The sequence below is a fragment of the Rhizobium sp. ZW T2_16 genome, from assembly GCF_044987325.1.
GTDB classification, from domain to species: Bacteria; Pseudomonadota; Alphaproteobacteria; order Rhizobiales; family Rhizobiaceae; genus Neorhizobium; species Neorhizobium cellulosilyticum.
In genome coordinates, this window is the sequence record NZ_JBJDRG010000018.1 from 31,438 (window position 1) to 51,386 (window position 19,949).

The 19,949-nt window shown below is 55.1% G+C and carries 16 protein-coding genes and 1 pseudogene; 11 read left to right on the top strand and 6 right to left on the bottom strand.

All coding sequences use genetic code 11. From position 1 onward, the window contains the following. Positions 1 to 5: 5 nt before the first annotated feature. Positions 6 to 800, top strand: coding sequence for an SDR family NAD(P)-dependent oxidoreductase (locus tag ACI3K0_RS25385; RefSeq protein WP_174011522.1), 795 nt, complete (start codon positions 6 to 8; stop codon positions 798 to 800). Between the two features lie 27 nt (positions 801 to 827). On the opposite strand, the gene ACI3K0_RS25390 is transcribed toward ACI3K0_RS25385, so the two are convergent. Beyond that, the gene (locus tag ACI3K0_RS25390; protein WP_174011519.1) at positions 828 to 1,667 is read right to left on the bottom strand and encodes an MBL fold metallo-hydrolase; all 840 of its coding nucleotides are present in this window, start codon (positions 1,665 to 1,667) and stop codon (positions 828 to 830) included. A 119-nt stretch (positions 1,668 to 1,786) separates the two neighbouring features. Between ACI3K0_RS25390 and ACI3K0_RS25395 the strand changes: the two genes are divergently transcribed. Both ACI3K0_RS25395 and ACI3K0_RS25400 read left to right on the top strand, forming a co-directional pair. Further along, a complete protein-coding gene (locus ACI3K0_RS25395) occupies positions 1,787 to 2,728 on the top strand; it encodes a GlxA family transcriptional regulator (RefSeq protein WP_404946454.1) in 942 nt (313 codons plus the stop codon). A 72-nt stretch (positions 2,729 to 2,800) separates the two neighbouring features. Then, positions 2,801 to 3,208, top strand: coding sequence for a hypothetical protein (locus ACI3K0_RS25400; protein WP_174011513.1), 408 nt, complete (start codon positions 2,801 to 2,803; stop codon positions 3,206 to 3,208). A gap of 18 nt (positions 3,209 to 3,226) precedes the next feature. Here ACI3K0_RS25400 and ACI3K0_RS25405 read toward each other — a convergent pair whose 3' ends face one another. Next, positions 3,227 to 4,135: a cupin domain-containing protein gene (locus ACI3K0_RS25405; RefSeq protein ID WP_404946455.1), complete on the bottom strand. Its 909-nt coding sequence runs from the start codon at positions 4,133 to 4,135 to the stop codon at positions 3,227 to 3,229. A gap of 99 nt (positions 4,136 to 4,234) precedes the next feature. Between ACI3K0_RS25405 and ACI3K0_RS25410 the strand changes: the two are divergent. The 7 genes and pseudogenes from ACI3K0_RS25410 to ACI3K0_RS25440 all read left to right on the top strand — a co-directional run bounded on the left by ACI3K0_RS25410 (position 4,235) and on the right by ACI3K0_RS25440 (position 13,582). Next, positions 4,235 to 5,001 (top strand): annotated as a pseudogene (locus tag ACI3K0_RS25410) (alpha/beta fold hydrolase). Between the two features lie 187 nt (positions 5,002 to 5,188). After that, a complete protein-coding gene (locus tag ACI3K0_RS25415) occupies positions 5,189 to 6,469 on the top strand; it encodes a beta-ketoacyl-ACP synthase (RefSeq protein WP_174011504.1) in 1,281 nt (426 codons plus the stop codon). A gap of 75 nt (positions 6,470 to 6,544) precedes the next feature. Beyond that, positions 6,545 to 6,997, top strand: a complete 453-nt coding sequence (locus tag ACI3K0_RS25420; RefSeq protein WP_183688420.1) for a MarR family winged helix-turn-helix transcriptional regulator — start codon at positions 6,545 to 6,547, stop codon at positions 6,995 to 6,997. Positions 6,998 to 7,057: 60 nt separating this feature from the next. After that, positions 7,058 to 7,678, top strand: coding sequence for a TetR/AcrR family transcriptional regulator (locus ACI3K0_RS25425; protein ID WP_174011497.1), 621 nt, complete (start codon positions 7,058 to 7,060; stop codon positions 7,676 to 7,678). Positions 7,679 to 7,740: 62 nt separating this feature from the next. Further along, a complete protein-coding gene (locus ACI3K0_RS25430) occupies positions 7,741 to 8,829 on the top strand; it encodes an efflux RND transporter periplasmic adaptor subunit (protein ID WP_404946456.1) in 1,089 nt (362 codons plus the stop codon). Then, positions 8,826 to 11,948: an efflux RND transporter permease subunit gene (locus ACI3K0_RS25435; protein ID WP_404946457.1), complete on the top strand. Its 3,123-nt coding sequence runs from the start codon at positions 8,826 to 8,828 to the stop codon at positions 11,946 to 11,948. Before ACI3K0_RS25430 ends, ACI3K0_RS25435 begins: the two co-directional genes overlap by 4 nt. Positions 11,949 to 12,493: 545 nt before the next feature. Next, complete coding sequence (locus ACI3K0_RS25440; protein WP_404946458.1) at positions 12,494 to 13,582, top strand: zinc-binding alcohol dehydrogenase family protein; 1,089 nt, start codon at positions 12,494 to 12,496, stop codon at positions 13,580 to 13,582. A 64-nt stretch (positions 13,583 to 13,646) separates the two neighbouring features. Here ACI3K0_RS25440 and ACI3K0_RS25445 read toward each other — a convergent pair whose 3' ends face one another. Beyond that, complete coding sequence (locus tag ACI3K0_RS25445) at positions 13,647 to 14,618, bottom strand: alpha/beta fold hydrolase (RefSeq protein WP_404946459.1); 972 nt, start codon at positions 14,616 to 14,618, stop codon at positions 13,647 to 13,649. A 50-nt stretch (positions 14,619 to 14,668) separates the two neighbouring features. Then, positions 14,669 to 15,355, bottom strand: coding sequence for a glutathione S-transferase family protein (locus ACI3K0_RS25450; protein ID WP_174011487.1), 687 nt, complete (start codon positions 15,353 to 15,355; stop codon positions 14,669 to 14,671). Positions 15,356 to 15,502: 147 nt separating this feature from the next. On the opposite strand from ACI3K0_RS25450, the gene ACI3K0_RS25455 reads away from it, so the two are divergent. Then, the gene (locus tag ACI3K0_RS25455) at positions 15,503 to 16,069 is read left to right on the top strand and encodes a TetR/AcrR family transcriptional regulator (protein WP_234908209.1); all 567 of its coding nucleotides are present in this window, start codon (positions 15,503 to 15,505) and stop codon (positions 16,067 to 16,069) included. Positions 16,070 to 16,094: 25 nt separating this feature from the next. Here ACI3K0_RS25455 and ACI3K0_RS25460 read toward each other — a convergent pair whose 3' ends face one another. Together ACI3K0_RS25460 and ACI3K0_RS25465 are read right to left on the bottom strand one after the other, a co-directional pair. Then, the gene (locus ACI3K0_RS25460) at positions 16,095 to 16,451 is read right to left on the bottom strand and encodes a hypothetical protein (protein WP_404946460.1); all 357 of its coding nucleotides are present in this window, start codon (positions 16,449 to 16,451) and stop codon (positions 16,095 to 16,097) included. Positions 16,452 to 16,894: 443 nt separating this feature from the next. Beyond that, on the bottom strand, positions 16,895 to 19,870 hold the full coding sequence (locus ACI3K0_RS25465; RefSeq protein WP_404946461.1) for a Tn3 family transposase: 2,976 nt from the start codon (positions 19,868 to 19,870) through the stop codon (positions 16,895 to 16,897). Positions 19,871 to 19,949 lie beyond the last annotated feature (79 nt).

A 19,949-nucleotide genomic window follows, 5' to 3' on the forward strand; every position in this document is an offset into this window, starting at 1 on the left:
CGAGCATGAAATTAGAACTTCAAGGCAAACTCGCTATCATCAGCGGGTCGTCCGCAGGAATAGGTCTTGCGATTGCCAAGGCACTCGCCGCGTGTGGCGCGGACGTTGTTATCAACGGCAGGCGTCAGGAATCGCTTGACGAGGCGGCCCGGGCTATTGGCCAACTTGCTCCTGGCGTTACCGTCCATACATTTGTTGGAGACCTGAGCTCGAATTCTGTCGTGGCCGAGCTTGTTCAGCGTTTTCCGCGCTGTGATGTGCTCGTCAATAATCTCGGGAAGTATGCCTGGAAAGATTTCTTCTCATCCACTGACGACGAGTGGGAGGAGTTTGTTTCCGTCAACGTTACTTCGGGTATCCGCCTTTCCAGAGCGTATCTGCCAGCGATGATGGCAGCCGGCTGGGGACGCGTCATCTTCATATCCTCGGAATCTGGTCTCAACATTCCCGCGGACATGATTTTCTATGGGACGACGAAAACTGCTCAGCTGGCTCTTGCGCGTGGCCTCGCCAAAGTTGCGGCTGGCACAGGCGTCACCGTCAACTCCGTGCTTCCCGGCCCAACGTTGTCCGAAGGCGTTGAGACAATGGTCAAGGAGATGATCGGGGGTTGCGAGACAACCGTGCAGCAGGCCGCCGACGAGTTCGTAAAAGCGCACCGGCCATCTTCCATCATCCAACGGACAGCGAGCGTCGAAGAAGTCGCCAATCTCGTGGCCTATGTTGCATCGCCGCTATCGTCTGCAACGACTGGAGCAGCTCTTCGCGTCGAGGGCGGAATCGTCGACAGTATCGGGTGATAATTTCGGGGGAGTAATCCCCCGAAATCATTCGTACCAAAGCCTGAAAGCTGCCCCGTCGCGCTCTACAGACCCTAATCCTGGGCGCTTCCAATGATAGCCGAGCACCTGGGCTCGTGTCGACGCAAGCCTATCCAGAAGTTGCTGGCGCGTATGGCTTGCGGCTTCATGGTCTGTATCAAAACCAAAGCGCCAATCGGGATGTTGGAAGGAGATTATCGGGTTGGTCAGCGCATCACCGGTTATGAAAAGCTCGCCTTGTCCGTCCAAAGAAAATGACACATGGCCTGGAGTGTGGCCTGGCGTCGAAAGCACTTCCATCCCGTCAAGAAGTCGTTGGCCAGGCTCGATGAGGTTGAGGCGCCCAGCGATCGCGCGAAAGTTGGAGCGAGCACCTTGGCCAAACACTTTGAGGGGATCGGGAAGCCGGCAGTCGTCTTCCCAAAACTCCCACTCTTCTCTGCTGAGGAAATACTCCGCGTTGGGAAAAACCAGATTACCGCGATCATCAAGGATACCACCCATGTGATCAGGGTGGGCGTGTGTAAAAAGAACGGCTGTCACGTCGATTGGATCGATGCCATTCCGCCGCATATTCTCCGGCAACGCTCCGCAAGTATCCTGAAATTGGCGACCAGATCCGACATCAATGAGGACGAGCTCTTCTCCTGTGCGGATAACGGGCACATTTGTCGCGAGCGGAGCGCTTGCGTGTCCTCCACCCATCTCAGCGAGAATGGATAGCCGGGCAGCTTCTTCAACTTCAGGCATAATGATGTCTGCCGGGAGTGTGAGATATCCATCACTTACGACAGTGATATCGAACGCCCCATGCAGGAAAGAGAAAGCAGCCCCGCTGTTGTTCATGCGCGTTGACCCATTGGTTGACCTATTGCCATCTTCCATCCATTGCCTAAATAGCGACAGTAGCAATATTGACAGATTTCGGGGCAAAGGTGCCATCTGTGAGGAATTTTCGTGTCGCGGTGTTGGACCTCGAAGGTGCCTCGAAGGCGTCGATCTTGGGGCTTTCGGAAATGTGGGCATTTGCGAACGAAATGAATTCGGAGCGCTCCGTCGGACATATTGTACAAGAGAATATTTGCCCTGCAGAGTTCGGCGCCTGGCTGTCGCCATTTGATGCGCTGGTCGTTCCTCCGATGATCTCACGCGGAGCTGCTTCAGGAGATGAAGAGCGAATTCTGCAATGGTTACGCTCTCAAAAGGACGCCGGCACAATCATCTGCTCCGCGTGTGGAGGGGCAATGGTTCTTGGCGCCGCCGGTTTGCTCGATGGCAGGAAAGCGACGACGCATTGGTCCCTCTCCGATGAGATCAGCAGAAAATTTCCCAAGGCTGAATTCGATCTGTCGAGAATACTGGTGGATGACGGCGACTTGATCACGGCCGGAGGCGTGATGGCATGGACACAGCTTGGCCTGAGGCTTGTAGAGCGTTTCTTGGGCGCTGACATCATGCTGGCAACGGCTAAATTCATGCTGATCGACCCTGCGGACAGGTCGCAAAGCTACTACGCCAGTTTCACGCCCATACTGAGCCATGGTGATCCAGCGATCGTTGCGGTTCAGCACGCGCTGCATCAAGATTTATGGAAGAGCGCGACGCTTGATGATCTTATGAAGCTGGCACGCATGAGCAAAAGAACGTTTCTACGGCGATTCGTGCGGGCGACAGGAATGACTCCTTTAGAATATTGCCAGCGGATCCGTATCGAGCGATCGCGAGAGCTCCTTGAAAGGACTGCCGCTTCGATCGAACAGATCGCCTATCAGTCCGGCTACGAAGATCAGAACTCCTATCGCAAAATTTTCAAACGCGAATTGGGTGTCACACCGGGTGAATACCGCAGCAGGGTCGCGCTCGCGTCCATACAATCGGCAAAAACCTTCCATCATGATCGGAGTTGAAAATTGACATCCGTTTGTCTCGTATACAGTGGGCAAGAGGCTACAGGTGAAGGTGCGGACGCGGACGAAGCCTTGACCATCGCGTTGAAAAAAATCTCCACAGCGCGGGGAAAGAATGAGTGCTTTGTCGTGGCCGCCAATCGGGGTGGTTACCCCGACAGTGGCCACACAATTGAAATGACCTGCAGAATGGACGGAAGCGTTGAAGTCGAGACGATCTTAGTTCTGGACCTCGGACGCCACTATCGAGGCGCGATCGAGACCGTACGAGTGATTGCAAACTTAGAGCACGGCTTTGCTGGTCGGACGAAGCACGCAATCGAGGAGGTGAGCATATATGCGATTGGAGCCGCCAAGTATCTGATGAGGATGTCTGGGAAGAAAATCGATACTCGCGGGGATCTAGGGCGAGCCTTGAATGGAACGCCTTGGAAGAAGCTCATAGATGTCGAGAACCTTCTATTAAAGCGCTCAGGTTGAAAAGGGTGACCAGTATCGTCAAACAGCCGGCTTCGGCCGGCTTCGATGCTCGGCCGGAGGGAACCCGAACTTCGAACGGAATGCGCGGCTGAATGCGGCCTCAGACTCATAACCGGAGGCGAAAGCAACTTCCTTGATCGGCAGATTGGTATGGTTGAGCATGTCGAAAGCCAGGGTGAGACGCCAGTCGAGCAAATAACGAAGTGGTGGCTCTCCAACCAGCTTCGTAAAGCGATCGGAAAAGCTCGATCGTGACATGCCTGCGAGTGCGGCCAGATCCGCAACGGCCCAGGCTCTGGTGGGCTCACGATGGAGAGCTGCGACCGCCCGGCTTATTCTTTCGTCTCCGAGTGCCCCGACCCACCCATCACTGCCGACGCTTTGTGCCCAAGTCCTTATGCAACGGATGACAAGGATATCGATCACTCTCGATATCATCAGCGAGAAACCGGGCTCCGGACTTCTGGTTTCCAGCACGAGAAATTGCGCCACATCCTTGATCAAAACCGATGAACTGTCCATCGATGGCGTGATGTGGATCACATCAGGCAACAGTTCGAGGAGTGGGGAAGCTACTCCGGCATTGTCGAAGTGAAAACTTGCATTGATTAGCTCGATTGGCTCCAGGTGATCGACAGCTGATATGCGGTATTTGATGCCTCCGCGTGGAAACAAGACAATCTCACCCGCTGTCGCGGTGAATGGGTCACTCTGATCCAACGAAAAAAGAGCAGTCCCTTCCGTGACGACGTGGATCGTCGGCGCGGAGGGCCAGGGAAGGTCATTCTCATCCACAAACGACAGGCCGGCCCAGACTGAACCTCCACGTAGCTGCACGATGCGCAGCACATCCGACAGGAGGTCCGCCTTTTTGCCATGTCTGGACGATGGATCAAGTGATCCGTTTTCTGGGCTATATCCGGACACGGTATCGGTTCCTGTTTCATCGTGCAGTCGGCCATTCAGTCCGACGCATCGCAGTCGCAGATACATCTGCAAGATAAACAGATACGGGAAGGAATACCGATGTTAAAGATGCTGCTCTCCGGCGTCGCTGCTATTCTTGCGGCCTCAACAACCAGTTCAACTGCACTCGCAGACGGCGCAACCAAAAACATTGTCTTGGTTCACGGCGCTTTCGTTGATGAGACGAGCTGGCGACCTGTTGCAGATATCCTTGGCAAAGACGGATACCATGTCACACTCGTAGAAAACCCTCTCACGTCGCTTGAGGCCGATGTCGAAGCGACAAAACGGGCAATCGACGCACAGCGTGGGGGCCGGTCGTTCTCGTCGGCCATTCGTGGGGAGGAGTGGTCATAACCCAGGCAGGGAACGATCCGAAGATAAAGGCCCTGGTTTATGTTTCCGCGTTCGCACCAGACAAAGGAGAATCCGTAGCGGCTCTCGGCAAAGCCGGAACGCAAACTGATGGCGTTAAGAGCATTCGCCCGAACGCACATGGGTATCTATCCATCGATCCGCAGGCTTTCCCGCGGGTCGTGGCTGCTGATCTCCCAAGCGATGTTGCCAAGACATTGGCCGCGAACCAGTTGCCCTTGAATCACACCGCGTTTGAGGCAGCGGTGACCGCCGCCGCCTGGCATTCAAAGCCAAATTTCTACGTCATAAGTGCGCGGGACAAGCTCATCGACCCAAAGGACCAAGAATTCCTCGCGTCAAGATTCAAGGCATCAACGACGAAAGTCGATGGAAGCCACGCTTCGCTCGTGACTCACGCTAAAGAAGTGGCCCGTGTTATCGAAAGAGCCGCCACCTCGAGCGGAAAGTGACCACGTAGCACGCGTGATTTGACCCTCCGTTGACATGTAAGCAGGAATAAGTGTACATACACATGTTCCTGCTTACGCTACCTCATGGCGTTGCCCCGCCAGATAGGGCGGTCAGTCGGGATTGAGAATTCGCCAGTACTTTCGATCTCCCGGTTCGAAAACATAATCCTCCAGGAAATACGAGATCATGCCCCTCAAATATAACGATAGTCTTGGTCGCCCCAGAATCGCTGTCACAGGCGTTGGCGTCTTGACTTCGCTAGGCTGCGGTCTCGAAGACAACTGGGCAGCGCTCTGCAATGGAGTATCAGGTATATCAGAGGTCACGCGATTTCGTACGGATTATCTAAAGACGCGGATTGCCGGTACCGTCGATTTTCTTCGCCTGCCCGCCGAAAATGCGGTTGAGCGCTCATATGCCTTCGCCAAGGAAACGGCTATCGAGGCTCTCGGTCAGGCCGGATTAGAGGGAGATTTCACTGGCCCGCTATTTTTGGCGTCACCTCCGATAGAGCCAGAATGGCCAGCACGCTTTGCCCTTGCGGATCAATCTGACATCGATGTTGAATTTGCCAACGCCTATGACCGCCTTCTCTCAGTGGTACGTAAACATCCCGACCATAAATTTCATGAATCCGTTCAATTCGGTACCATTTCTGAGCGCCTTGCAAATAGATTTGGTACCCGTGGACTGCCGGTGACGTTATCGACCGCATGTGCATCAGGAGTGACCGCGATCCAGATGGGGGTGGAGGCTATCCGCCAGGGTCGAACAGACCGTGCACTTTGTGTCGCTACCGACGGCTCTGTTAGTGCGGAAGCTTTGGTACGGTTTTCGCTTCTTTCTGCACTATCCACCCAGAACGAACATCCCGACCAAGCGTCGAAACCGTTCAGCCAAGACCGAGACGGCTTCGTTATGGCTGAAGGTGCCGCAACCCTAGTCCTTGAGTCCCTTAAAAGCGCGTCCGCGAGAGGCGCAAGGATTCTAGGCTTCGTCAGTGGCTGTGCGGAGAGAACTGACCCCTTCCATCGAACTCGTTCGTCACCTGACGGTCTTCCAGCGATACAGACGGTTCAAGCAGCACTAGCGGATGCAGGCCTACAGCCATCGGACGTTGACTACGTGAACGCTCACGGGACCTCGACCCCCGAGAACGACAAAATGGAGTTCAATGCAATGGCGGCTGTTTTTGGCGACCGGCTTCCGGCCATCCCATGCTCATCAAACAAGTCAATGATCGGCCATACGATCTCGGCTGCGGGTGCCATCGAGGCCATTTTCTCTCTGCAAAGCATCCGCGACGGTGTCGTTCCGCCCACCATAAATTACAACACGCCAGACCCGGCGATACCGCTTGATGTCGTGGCGAATAGACGACGTGATGCAGTGCTGACGCACGTCGTATCGAACTCCTTCGGCTTCGGTGGCCAGAATGCAAGCTTGGTGCTTTCTGCCGCCCTTTGATCATCGTGCTAACAGCTTTGACCGAGATGAGAAGGTCGGATAGGAAACGAGCAAGGCCGATTTGGAGAGGTTCCCATGATCGACAAAGATGGTGGCAAATACTCACCAAAAACTATGGACTTGTGTTATTCGCTTGCCGCCCGGCAATTTACCCGTTTCATCGCACGGATTTATCAAAAGCACCTTCAGGTGACTGGAATTTCTGCGGGCGACTTCGCTATCCTTGAGTTCTTGGCAGCGGGAACACCCCTGACGATAAATCAGTTGGGTGAGGCTCTATTTATGGAACGCACGTCACTCTTGCGAATCCTTCGCCCGCTTCAAGAGAGCGGTTTTGTGGAAACTGTCCGGGATCCCCAAGAAATGCGGCGCAACTCCTTCAGTCTAACGACAATAGGCATGGAAAAGCTCTTGGAGGCTCGCCCATTCTGGGAAGCAGCGCAGGCGGAAGTAGAGGGCGCGATTGGTCAACGTGAGGCACGGCGGCTTCGCGAGGGCCTGACCAAGGCTTTGCCAATGGCATACTGATACCATAGACTGAATTGGTCACTCGTTGTGCGGACCTCAATCTAATGTTACGTTTTCACTATGGCACACGAGCATCCAGTTTCAGCAACCACCAGACGCGGCCCCTCCGAGCACGCTATTCGCGATCAAATTGTTACAGCCGCAAACGACTATTTCAGTCACTTCGGATACGGCAAGACGACAATGAACGACCTGGCGAAGTCCATCGGCTTCTCCAAAGCGTACATTTACAAATTCTTCGATTCCAAACAGTCCATCGGCGAGGCGATATGCTCGCAGCAGTTGGCGAAAATCTCCACAGCTGCGGAAGAGGCATTCTCAAGTAACCGGCTTGCTTCACATAAGCTTCGCTCATATTTCCAGACAATCATTGAAAAGAATGTTGAGTTGTTTTTCGTCGACCGCCAACTCTACGACATCGCAACCCATTCGACCTCCGAGAACTGGCCCTCGTCCGTGGCACATGCTCAACGCCTCGAGCAGGTTCTCGAGAGCATAATCATCGGCGGTCGCGAGAGTGGGGAGTTCGAGAAGAAGACCCCAATAGACGAAACCTGTCGCGCAATTGTTCAAGCGATGCAGCCGTTCTTCCACCCTGCGATGTTGGAGCATAATCTCGCCGCTGTCCCTAATGGATCAAATGAGGTCATCAGTCTGATTCTAAGAAGCCTCGCCCCATAGTGACCAGTTGACAATTTGGTCACTGGTCATATGATTGACGCTTTCTTTGAGGGCGTCAATCTATGAGTCTTGTCCGAACTACCTTCCTCACTGGGCTTCTCCTTTCGTCGGCCGTTGGACTGCAGGCATGCGACAAGGGCGAAACGGCCCAATCCGATCCGCGCTTGCAGCCACCCCTAGTTCGGTCTGCATTTGTCAGTGATCCTGAGAGATCAGAGCGAACTTTCACAGGGACGGTGACAGCGAGGGTCCAGAGTGACCTTGGGTTCCGCGTCACAGGGAAGGTCACGCAGCGCCTCGTCGACACTGGCGAGAACGTTAGAAAAGGCCAGCTTTTATTCAAGATCGATAACACGGATTACGATCTGGCAATTGACGCAGAACGCGCGTCAGTGGAGGCGGCCAGGGCGGAGGTCGTCCAGACTTCAGACGACGAACGCCGATTCAAGAACCTGGTCGCAACTGGCGCAGTATCCGAGACGAATTATAGCAGGGCGAAAGCAGCCGCAGATGTCGCCCTTGCGAAGCTCAATGCCGCTGAAGCCCAAGTCAGGGTTACGGAGAACACGGCCAGCTACTCCGAGCTTGTCGCAGACTCTGACGGAACGGTGCTCGAAACACTCGTTGAGCCGGGCCAAGTCGTAGCTGCCGGGCAAGCAGTGGTCAGATTGGCCCATGCCGGCCCACGCGAAGCCTCAATCGACCTGCCAGAGACATTTCTGCCGTTGGTCGGATCGACAGCCCATGCTGTAGTGTTCAACAGCGATGACCGGGGCGATGCAACTTTGCGTCAGCTCGCAAATTCTGCCGACCCATCCACCAGGACCTTCGAGGCGCGTTATGTCCTGGATGGCGCCGCTGCATCAGCACCTATTGGATCAACTATCAACATTACAATTCCGGAGCCGGCTACGCTGCCCTTCGTTCGCGTTCCGCTATCCGCCATTTTTGACGCAGGAAAAGGCCCAGGCGTCTGGCTTATTGCCAATGACGACACAGTGCATTTCACCACCGTCCATGTGGCCTCCCTTGATGCCGAGAGTGCGGCTATTTCCGAGGGTTTGCAGAAAGGCAATCGCTTTGTCGCCCTTGGTGCTCATCTTCTTCGTGAGGATCAAAAGGTCCGCATTGCGCAGGGAGATCTCCAATGAGCTTCAATCTCTCCTCCCTGGCCGTCCGCGAGCGTGCAATCACGCTTTTCCTAATCATTGTGATAACCGCCTCCGGCGGCTTCGCGTTCCTTAAGCTCGGTCGAGCCGAGGATCCGAGTTTCACAATCAAGGTATTGACGGTCATCACAGCTTGGCCTGGCGCGACTGCGCAGGAAATGCAGGACCAAGTGGCCGAACCTATTGAGAAGCGGCTGCAAGAACTGAAGTGGTATGATCGCGCCGAGACGTTCACCCGTCCTGGTCTGGCCTTCACTACCCTGACCTTGCGTGACAACACGCCTCCATCGGAAGTAGCTGAACAGTTTTATCAGGCTCGAAAAAAAATGGGGGACGAGGCCTCCAAGCTGCCGCAAGGTGTCTCCGGGCCTTTCGTCAACGACGAGTATTCTGACGTGACCTTCGCCCTGTACGCTCTAAAGGCGAAGAATGAGCCTCCGCGCGTTCTGACACGAGAGGCCGAGACACTCAGGCAAAGGTTACTTCACGTTCCTGGAGTGAAGAAAATCAACATAATTGGAGAGCGTCCAGAGAGGATCTTCATCGAGTTCTCGCACGACCGGCTTTCCAACCTTGGCGTGGTCCCGTTACAAATTTTTCAGGCTCTTGCAAATCAAAACCTCGTAACGCCAGCAGGCTCTATCCAGACCAACGGCCCCGAAGTTCAGGTGAGGGTGCAGGGAAGCTTTGACGATCTAGACGTTATCCGTGACACTCCGATCGTGTCTCAAGGGCGTATCCTCAAACTATCAGACGTGGCCGAGGTCAAACGCGGATACGAGGACCCGGCGACCTTTCTCATCCGGCATCAAGGTGAACCAACCTTAGAGCTTGGTGTTGTCATGCGAGACCGTTGGAATGGTCTTGAGTTAGGCGAAGCACTCGAGAAAGAAGTTTCAGCGATTTCCGCCAGCCTTCCGCTTGGCATGTCGCTGATCAAGATTACTGACCAGGCAGTAAACATCGCCGAGTCGATCGACGAATTCATGCTCAAATTTTTCGTGGCTCTTGGGGTTGTGATCTTCGTCAGTCTTGTGAGCCTTGGATGGCGCGTGGGCATAGTCGTCGCAGCCGCAGTTCCGCTCACGCTTGCTGGCGTGTTCATCATTATGCAGGTGACCGGACGAGACTTTGATAGAATCACGCTGGGCGCTCTAATCCTTGCTCTTGGTCTCCTTGTCGATGACGCTATCATCGTTATCGAGACGATGGTCGTGAAGATGGAAGAGGGTTTTGACCGGATCAGAGCATCTGGAGAAGCCTGGATTCACACCGCCTCCCCTCGCCTCGCGGGCGCGCTCGTAACAGCGATCGGGCTTATGCCCGTCGGCTTTGCGCAGTCGAGTGCCGGAGAGTATGCCGGAAACATCTTCTGGATCGTATTTTTCGCCCTACTCACCTCTTGGTTGGTCGCAGGCGCCTTCACACCCTATTTGGGGGTCAAACTGCTCCCGGAAATCAAACCGATTGTCGGTGGCCATGCGGCGATCTACGGGACGCCAAACTACAACCGGCTAAGGAGGCTGATAAGCCAAGCCGTCCGTTTCAAGCTCATCGTTGTTTCGTCCGTGATCGGTGTATTCGCCATCGCGGTTGTCGGCATGGGCTTTTTGAAGCAGCAGTTCTTCCCGGTCTCTGACCGTCCCGAGGTGTTCGTCGAAGTCCAGATGCCATACGGCACTACTATCGGTAAAACGACAATGGTCGTTGAACGGATTGAGAGCTGGCTGAAGGACCAATCCGAGGCGTTGATCGTCACCAGCTATATTGGGCAAGGCGCACCCCGGTTCTACCTTGCGATATCTCCCGAACTGCCCGATCCGTCCTTCGCCAAGATTGTCGTTCTTACGAAAAACCCCGAAACCCGAGAGATATTGAAGCGAAAGGTTCGTCAGGCCGCAGCTGAAGGACTGGCACCCGAAGCAAAGATCCGGGCTAATCAGATTACGTTCGGCCCCTATACTCAGTTTCCCGTCGCATTCAGAATATCTGGGCCAGACCTGTCCAAGGTCCGCGATATCGCTGGCCAAGTGAAGTCCGTCATGGACGCCAACCCCCACATGCGCCAAGTCAACCTCGACTGGGGCCAACAGGTTCCTGCAGTCCATTTTGTCTTGGATCAAAACAGGCTCAGGGCGATTGGCCTGAGCTCGCACGATGTGTCGGAACAACTTCAGTTTTATCTCACGGGCGCCACAATAACTCAGGTTCGTGAGGATATTCGGACGGTTGATGTCGTCGCCCGTAGCTCTGGGAACGAGCGGCTTGATCCGTCCAAAATTGGAAACTTCGTGCTGGTTGGAAGCTCGGGTCAAAAGATTCCATTGCAACAGATCGGACGTATGGAGGTCCAGATGGAAGAACCCATCATGCGTCGTCGTGATCGGATGCCCACGATGACTGTCCAAGGCGACGTTGCAGAAGATCAGCAGCCACCCGATGTTTCCGAGGAGATCCTCAAAAATCTAAAGGGGATAACTGAGCAGCTTCCTGCCGGATATCAGATTGCAACCGGAGGCTCAATCGAAGAGGCCGGTAAGGCAAATGCGGCACTTATTCCGGTTTTTCCGATCATGCTGACGTTAATGCTGACTGTGATTATCATACAGGTGCGTTCGTTCTCTCACATGTTCATGGTAATCCTGACCGCACCGCTCGCGTTGGTCGGCATGGTTCCAACGCTGCTGATTTCCGACCAACCCTTCGGCTTCAATGCGATACTGGGCTTCTTTGGCTTGGCAGGGATCATCATGCGCAACACTCTGATTCTCATTGGCCAGATCCACACCAACGAGCATGAGGGCCTGTCGCCGTTTGATGCTGTTGTCGAGGCGACCGTGCAACGCGCCCGACCCGTTATCCTCACAGCGCTCGCCGCAGTTCTGGCATTCATCCCCCTGACCTTCTCGGTTTTTTGGTCGTCACTCGCCTTTACACTAATCGGCGGCACGTTTGGCGGAACAGTTCTGACGCTGCTCGGGCTGCCAGCACTATATGCTCTATGGTTCAAGATCCGGCCGCCAGCCGATCGTGGCGCGGCCAATGCTGGGGCGGAACAAAGCTCAGTTACTCTCCCTAGATTTGAAGTCGTCAAGCGCTGACAAATGACGTCAGGCAGTCTCACTGACCTGTGTAATCCCCGAACCGCTCAAGTTGCTTTAGAGGAAAAGACGTAGTGATACCGCGCCTTTCACGACTTCTTGGATCGGCCGCTCCAACAAGAAAGTCATCCGTCCACCGTCACGGAAAGGATTACTCAAACGCACCAGAGCATGATTTTGGTGTCGAGCGGGCAGGGCTGCGTGGCCGCGGTGAGTTGGATGCTCCGTACCTCGAAAGGATTCGTGATCTTCAACTTTCCGTCCTCGATGCATTTATCGTCGGGGTCACATTTGGAGGCATCATCGTGGCGGGAGCTGCGGCAGCAATAGAGAATAGAGGTGTGTCTATCGAGACGCCTCGCGTCTCATCCATCGCATTAGGCCAAGCCAACGGATGTGCGCAGTGGCGAGACCCCGATGACGTCTCAAATCTTTGCAAGTGTCCTATCGACAGCATCCGAAACTTGCGGTGACAGAGCTGTCCGGCGAGGCAGCCTACTACTTCGCCGGACAGAGTAAAGCTACCATAAAACTTCGAGGTTTAAATGATCGACGTACCCGATACCTATGATGCGATCGGATATATCTCCGATGGCAACGGTTTTCCATTAACATCCTTTGCACGCCCGGTGCCACAACCGAAGGACAATGAGCTTCTCGTAAGAGTATTGTCCTCGTCTTTGAATCCTTTGGAATTCAAACTTGCTGACCTGAACTTCTTCGGCAATAAGCCGCCCGTCGCCCTCGGTTTCGACGTCGCCGGGGTCGTGATCGCCAAGGGGCGGAATGTGACGGATTTCGCAATTGGAGACAGCGTCGTTGGAATGGCGGACTGCGACGGCCATGGCGGTTGGGCGACAGGTGGCCAGGGCGGATATGCCGTCGTTAGAAGCTACCTTGCTGCCAAGAAGCCGGAGGCAGTATCTTTTCAGGACGCTGGAGTCCTGCCTATCTGTTTCCTTGCTGCCTACCTTGGTCTCAAGCCACACGTGGAGGGTGGCGAGACAATCTACATTCCTGGCGGCGCCGGTGGTGTTGGCCACCTTGCTGTGCAAATGGCAGCGCGGACGTTGGGTGCAGGCCTCGTCGTCAGTAGTGCAAGCACCGACCATAATCGACAAATCGCAAGTGATTGCGGCGCTTACGCGGTCATCGACTACAAGTCGCCCGATGCATCAGACCAATTGGTGGCCCTGACAAAGGGAGAGGGTTTCGATATTGTATTTGATGCTACCTATTCTGAGAAGAGCTTCGAACAGACGGCCCATCTTGTGCGGCCTGGCGGACGATGGGTTGTCCTCGGCGTTGGTCCAGGCCGAACGACGCGTACGTCCGTCACAGAGAGTCGGGTCGACCAAATTCTTGCATCGAAGGGAGCGATGAACATCAATGCGAATGTTCTGAGCTTTTTCGGCGAAGGCAAACTCATCGATGGCGATGCTCAGTTTTTCCTAAGCACGGGGATGGAGGCATCAATGCGGTGGCATAGCGAAGGTGTCGTTCGTCCATTGATCGCTAAAGCCGTGAACGCATCCGTAGACGGCATTAATAGTGGGCTTCAGTCACTACGAGAGGCATCCGGAGGTTACGGGAAAATTGCCGTTGCTCTCTCAAGCTCTGAGAGTAGTTACTGATCTTATTCGAGTAGCCATCGTGAAAAAATAGGCCCCGGCTTTTGCCGGGGCCTATTTCTAGCCATTACGCGCGAGCGAATTCAAGAAGATCGCCGTTTAGCTTTTCCTTCTCGGTCACGATGAGGCCATGCGAACCTCCATCATAGACCTTGAGGGTTGCGTTCTTGAGGTAGTTCATGACAATTTTGCCAGAGATCTCGATCGGGACGATCTGGTCGTCGCTTCCATGAACAACAAGCGTCGGAACGGAGATTTTCTTGAGATCTGTCCGAAAGTCAGTCTCGGAAAAAGCGCCGAGAGCGTGGTAGGCGGCCATCATGCCGGTTGCCTGACCCTGTCGCCAGTATTCCTCACGGACTCCCTCGGAGACCTTGGCTTTTGGCCTGTTGAAATTGTAGTAGGGCATCGACACGTCACGGTTCCACTGTGAACGGTCCGACACGACAGCCGAGCGGAAGGTGTCAAAGAACTCCTTGGGGACACCATTCGGATTGTCTGCAGTCTTAAGCAGAAAAGGGGTGACTGCTGCGACCAGCGCCACCTTTTTCACCCGATCTTCGCCATGGCGCGCGAGATATCGGGCAACCTCTCCCCCGCCCATCGAGTGACCGACCAGTACGGCATCGCGGACATCCAGAGCGTCAAGGAGTGCTGCCAGATCGTCTGCGAAAGTATCGTAATCGTACCCCTCGGCAGGCTGGCTTGAACGTCCGAACCCACGACGATCGTGAGCGATGACACGGAAGCCGTGCTGGACCAGGAAAAACATCTGATTTTCCCATGCATCAGACGAGAGCGGATACCCATGGCAAAAAACCACGGCAGGGCCAGTTCCCCAATCCTTGTAATAGATCTGAGTACCATCGTCTGTGGTGATGGTGGACGAGGTCTTTGCCTTCACCTTGATTTTGCTATTGCTTTTGGAGGACGCGTTCGCCGATGCGGCGGTTGCGATCACCCCTGCACCCACCGCCATCGAAGCTGCACCTTTCAGAAGGTTGCGGCGCGAGGCAGCCATATTGTCGTGTTGAGTCATGATCAAATCTCTACGTTTAGGACGTGGGCAGTTGCTTCGGCAACCAAACCTCAGAAGCCAAGGCGAGTGGCGTCCTCTGCGAGGAAAGCTTGCCCGGACCGGTTCTTGACACTCGGCAGATCCGCCACGCGGCCGCGCCAACTGTTCAGATTTACAAGTTCGCTGCCGACATGCACGCCTGCCGCGTCGCCGAAGGCAAGCCCTGCAAAAAGGGTAATGTCCGCCATCGAGAACGTATCGCCAGCGACAAAATCCGTCTTGGAGAGCACCGCATCGAAATAGCGAAACCCTTTCTCGACCGCCAGACGATTTCGGTCGGCCCATTCTTTGCGGCCCGCCCATTCCGGGCTCTTGAATGCCTGCAAATCGCGACCCAGGCCCGGAGTGCCGTGGTGGAAGAAGATGCCCACGGGATCCAGAACGTAGGCCTCCGCGCGGCGCTGCATCATATGGATCAGAGCCTTTTCCTTGGGCGTGTTCCCGGTCAGGCGTGGTTTGCCATCAAGGTTGTCGAGATATTCGGTGATTGCAGTTGCTTCAGAAATGAAGGTGCCATCGTCGAGCTCAAGCACTGGGACCACACCCGATGGATTTAGTGCAAGAAAAGCTTCCTGCTTGTGTTCCGCTGCGATCAAATCAACGGGAATGAATTCGACTTCAGCGTCCAGCCCCTTCTCGGCAAGGACGATGCGAATGCGGGCAGGGTTCGGGAAGCCCGAACGATCATAGATTTTCATAACCGATCACTCCTTTTATCTATCGGTAGATAGGCAATTAGCGTGCATATGCACCTATGTCAATTGCCTATCTATCGATAGATATTTTTCCAACTCTTGAGTGCGGTGGTCAAATCACCTATCTATCGATCAATAGGGATTTTTGAGATGAGTGCAGATACCCGTTCCAACATTATGGAAGCCGCAAAAGCTGTCGTGCAGACACACGGATACAGCGCGATCAGTTTTCGTGAAATCGCTAAAACAATCGGGGTGAAGAGCGCGAGCGTCCACTATCACTTCCCGACCAAGGGTGACCTGGGCGCGTCACTTGCACGGCAGTATGCGGACGAAGCACAGGAGTTCCTAGATTCTCTGCCACTAGACCGCTCTTCGATCAAAGCAACAGTCCGGTCGTACACGAACGCATTCCGGGCCGCCCTCGAGCGGGACAATAGAATGTGCTTGTGCGGGATCATGATCGCCGAATATGATGAGCTTCCCGAAATCGTTCGCATAGAAGTCAAACGGTTTACGACTGTTAACATCGGTTGGCTGGAGAGGCTTCTTACAGCCAGCGGATTCGATGGCTCGACAAAAGACCGGGAAAAGAGAGCCTTCGCAATATTTTCAGCGGTGGAAGGTGCCCAGTTAATTGCCCGCGGGCAAACCGACCTCAACACTTTTGATGCCTCGATCGAAGCATTTATTGACGTCGGCCTACTGCCCAATTAATCCCTATTCGTGTCGCTCGGCTAGATCAATTTGCGAGCGAGTGAACGATCGGCCCTAGATTCTCGGCGATCGCCAACGCGGCTCCAAGGGGTTCAACCCGCACGCTGACGTGAGAGACAAGGCCTTCATCGTCCCTTTCGATCACAACAATGGCCCTGAGGATGGTTCCACTGTGGAGGTCGGCCTCGTACTCTAGAAAGGTCCTGCGGGCAGTTTGCTCTATGTAGATGGTGCACTGTTCCTCGTAAAAGCTGCCAACGGCGTTGACGATGAGAGCGATGTTTTCGCGGCCTTTAATAGGTTGCTTGAGCACAGTTCCCGTCAACTCGGCGTCGGGCGAGAGATCGTTTAGAAACGGGTGCCTTCCTTTTTCCACTACCATCGCCTTTCTATTGCTACGCGTTATAGCGGCCTCTGCCGCCGGGAGTAAGGAAAGTACAATCTCCCGACGGCAGGTCACATAGGCGGACTGGACGCCTATGAACTGGTTCGACCTGCTGCATCTAAAAACCTCCGAGCGACCCGAAGTGCAGACGGTAGGCCGGACCGAAGTCGCGGCTAGTCGTCTACATGTGTATTTACACATTTGCAAGTGATTGATATTCTCTGGCTTGCAAAAATCGAGACTGGCGGTGCGAGCACCTTCATGTTGAAAGATTAGTAATGATGACCAGCCTGCATAAAGAAGCAGAACTGAAGTGGGAAATTTTGGTTCGAAAGCGCGCTAGCGCCACGCAAGGTGTACCCCCGGGTAAAGAAGAACTGACTTGGGGCCAGAACAAGAGGAGTGCGAAATCGTACGCTAAGGGCGAACGGAATGAGAACTTATGCGACCCTCCGTAGCCCGGCTGGCAGACGCAGCGATCGATATCCGTTCGGCATTTGATGTTCAGCATCCCAGGTGTAGATGCCGGTAAGGTTGATATGTTCCCAGCTGAGCGGCGAGATGTGCTTCGACAGAGTATCAGGAATATCTCGACCCGCTCGCTTCAGCTGTGTGATTGCACGGTCGAGGTAGACTGTATTCCAGTGGACGATCGCACTGACGACGAGGTTAAGACCAGAGGCGCGGAACGCCTGGCTCTCGAACGACCGGTCGCGGATTTCGCCACGCTCGTGGAAGAACACAGCGCGTTTCAGCTTATGGGCGGCCTCGCCCTTGTTTAGACCGGCTTGGCATCTCCGCCGTAGTGCTGGACTTGAGTACCATTCGATCATGAAGAGCGACCTTTCGATACGGCCGAGTTCGCGGAGCGCCCTCGCGAGATGGCTCTGCCTTGGAGACGCGGACAGTTTCTTGAGGATAGTAGACGGCACCACGGACCTTGTCGTGATCGACGCCGCGAGATGGAGCAGGTCGTCCCAATGATCGAGGATCAGATTGGCATTGATCGGCGCCCCGATATGGTTCGACAGCGCCGGATATGCGCCGCTCTTTTCAAACGCATGGAACTTCCGGTCTTTGAGATTGCGTAGTCGCGGTGAGAACCGCTTTCCGATCAGGGCGAACAGCCCGAAGATATGATCGCTGGCTCCGCCTGTGTCGGTAAAGTGTTCCTGGATGTCGAGGACCGTGTCCTGATCGAAGAGCCCATCGAGCACATAGGCCGCCTCGCTCTCGGTTGGACTGATGGGCAAAATACTGAAGTAGCCGTACTGATCTGACAGATGGCTATAGAATTTCGATCCTGGCACGCTGCCGTAATGCAAGTTGATGTCACCGCGCTTTGCAGCACGATCGCTCGCACGGAAGAATTGTCCATCGGACGATGACGTTGTGCCATTGCCCCAAAGGCGGGAATGCGGATGCTGGGTGTGGGCATCGGCGATGCACGCTTGCGCCGCGCGGTAAGTCTCCGATCGAGCATGGAATGTGCGCATCCAACCAATCTGATGAGCGCTGATCCCCTTGGATGCGCCCGCCATTCGCTTTGGGCCGAGGTTCGTGGCATCCGCCAGGACGCCCGCCAGCATGGCAGAGATATTTTTCGGGACGTCGCCGGTGCGAACATGCGTGAATGAATCTCCAAAGCCGGTCCATTCATGCACCTCCCTCAGCAAGTCGGGAACCTCCACCAACGGATACATGTCGCTGACCTCGGCATTCACTTCCTCGGCGGCCGGGGGGACTTCGCTGGCGGTTGGCGTGAGAATCAAGGTTCCTGCCTCGAGACGAACTCCCTCGAGCTTTCCGGATCGTGCTCTGTGCGCCAAACGCGTCAGGTTGAAGTCGAGCATCTGACGCGCTTCGGCAAGCCACTGCGCGCCGTCGCTCTGGACCCCCAAACCGAGACGATCTTCGTCCTTCATCGTGATGAATGTCGACCGCGGCATCAGATGCTCATCGATGGGCCGGAAAGATCGGCTGCCATCGACCCAGATCTCCGCAGATCTAAGCCGGTCTCGTAAAGCAGCGAGCGTCGCGATTTCGTACAGACGGCGATCGGGTTTCCCTTGTTCGAAGATAAGCCGTCGATCAGTTTGGCTGAGGTGGGTGAGCGGCACGCGATCCGGGAGTGTCCGCCGCATCTCGGCATAAAGCCGTTTCAGCAGCGCAATTGCCGCCAGAAGCGGATCGTGGCGACGCGCTGAGCGGAACGTGAAGGCCAGAAGGAACGCACCAGCATATTTTCGGACGGTCGCATATTGCTCGGCCGCTACGATCAGCGATGGCGCCTCGCTGTCGTCGACCATCGCCTCGAGCTCAGGCTTCATCCGAAGCAACCGGTCCCAGCCGACCCTTTGGTCGACAACATCTAATGCATTCCGACCATGGTCGTTGGCAGACTGCAGGGCGGTTATCGTATCCAGAAACATGCGCAGCGCTTTGGCGGTGTTCGCTCTGCAGTCCATCTGCCGCTGCTTCTTCCGATTGTTGGCTTGCGAGAACAACTTGCCCATCAGCTTGATGAACATCGTCACAGCATCGTCCGTGAGCTTCTGGCAAAGCTTGATGACTTGAGCCACGATCAGAGCGTGGCGACGGCTGGCGTTGAAGTCGTTGGCAAGCCAGGCCGGCGTTGCGTTGCCCTCCCGAATCATCTGGTCCCACCGTCCGGTTGATACGCGCGTCTGCAGTTCCGGATCGATCTCCAGCCGCCGCAGAAAAGCTATCCGCTCGGTCAGCCCGACGAGGTTCGACGCAGCCGGCGCTTCTGGCGCCGAGCGCAGCCAATGAAAGCGCGTCTGGCCGATCGACGGGTCAACGTCTAACAGCCTATCCAGTGATTGAAGCCTATCGAGCGGGATGTTCTCAATCAGAGTTTTTTCTGCCCGGCGCCGAGCTATGGCACGGCCGGCAAGGCCGATGCGTTCGATCGTATCGATCGCCGGCAGAAGAGCTCCGCGTTCGCGAAACGCTGCGACAGTCGAACTGGCTATCGCAGCACCGTCGTCGGACATGGTCGCCGCTTGAACTGCCGCCAATAGCGCGGCGCGACGATCTTGCAGAGTCGCGCTTCTCGTATTCAGGTAGGCCATTAGCCGCGCCATATGATCCCGACGGGTTTCTTCACGACGTGCATAGAGGGAAAATTCGCCCGGAGCGGCGCCGATCTGATCAGCAACATACTTCAGCATATCGCGAGGCGGAGTTTCTTCTGCTCCAAGCACTCGACCCGGGTATCGCATCAAACATAGCTGGATGGCAAAGCCGAGCCGGTTGTGATTGCGTCTCCGCAGTTCAATCTCCAGGCGATCCGCCAATGACAACGAATAGTGGCGGATGAAGCTGTCCTCGTCGATTGGGACATCGAAGAGCTTCCGTCGATCTTGATTTTTGAGAAGCTTGCGCTTTGCCATCGCCCGACTCCATTAACGACCAACCTGCGTGAAGCGTTGTCGAGTCGGGTCAGACAGAGAAATCAAAACAGGCGCATGT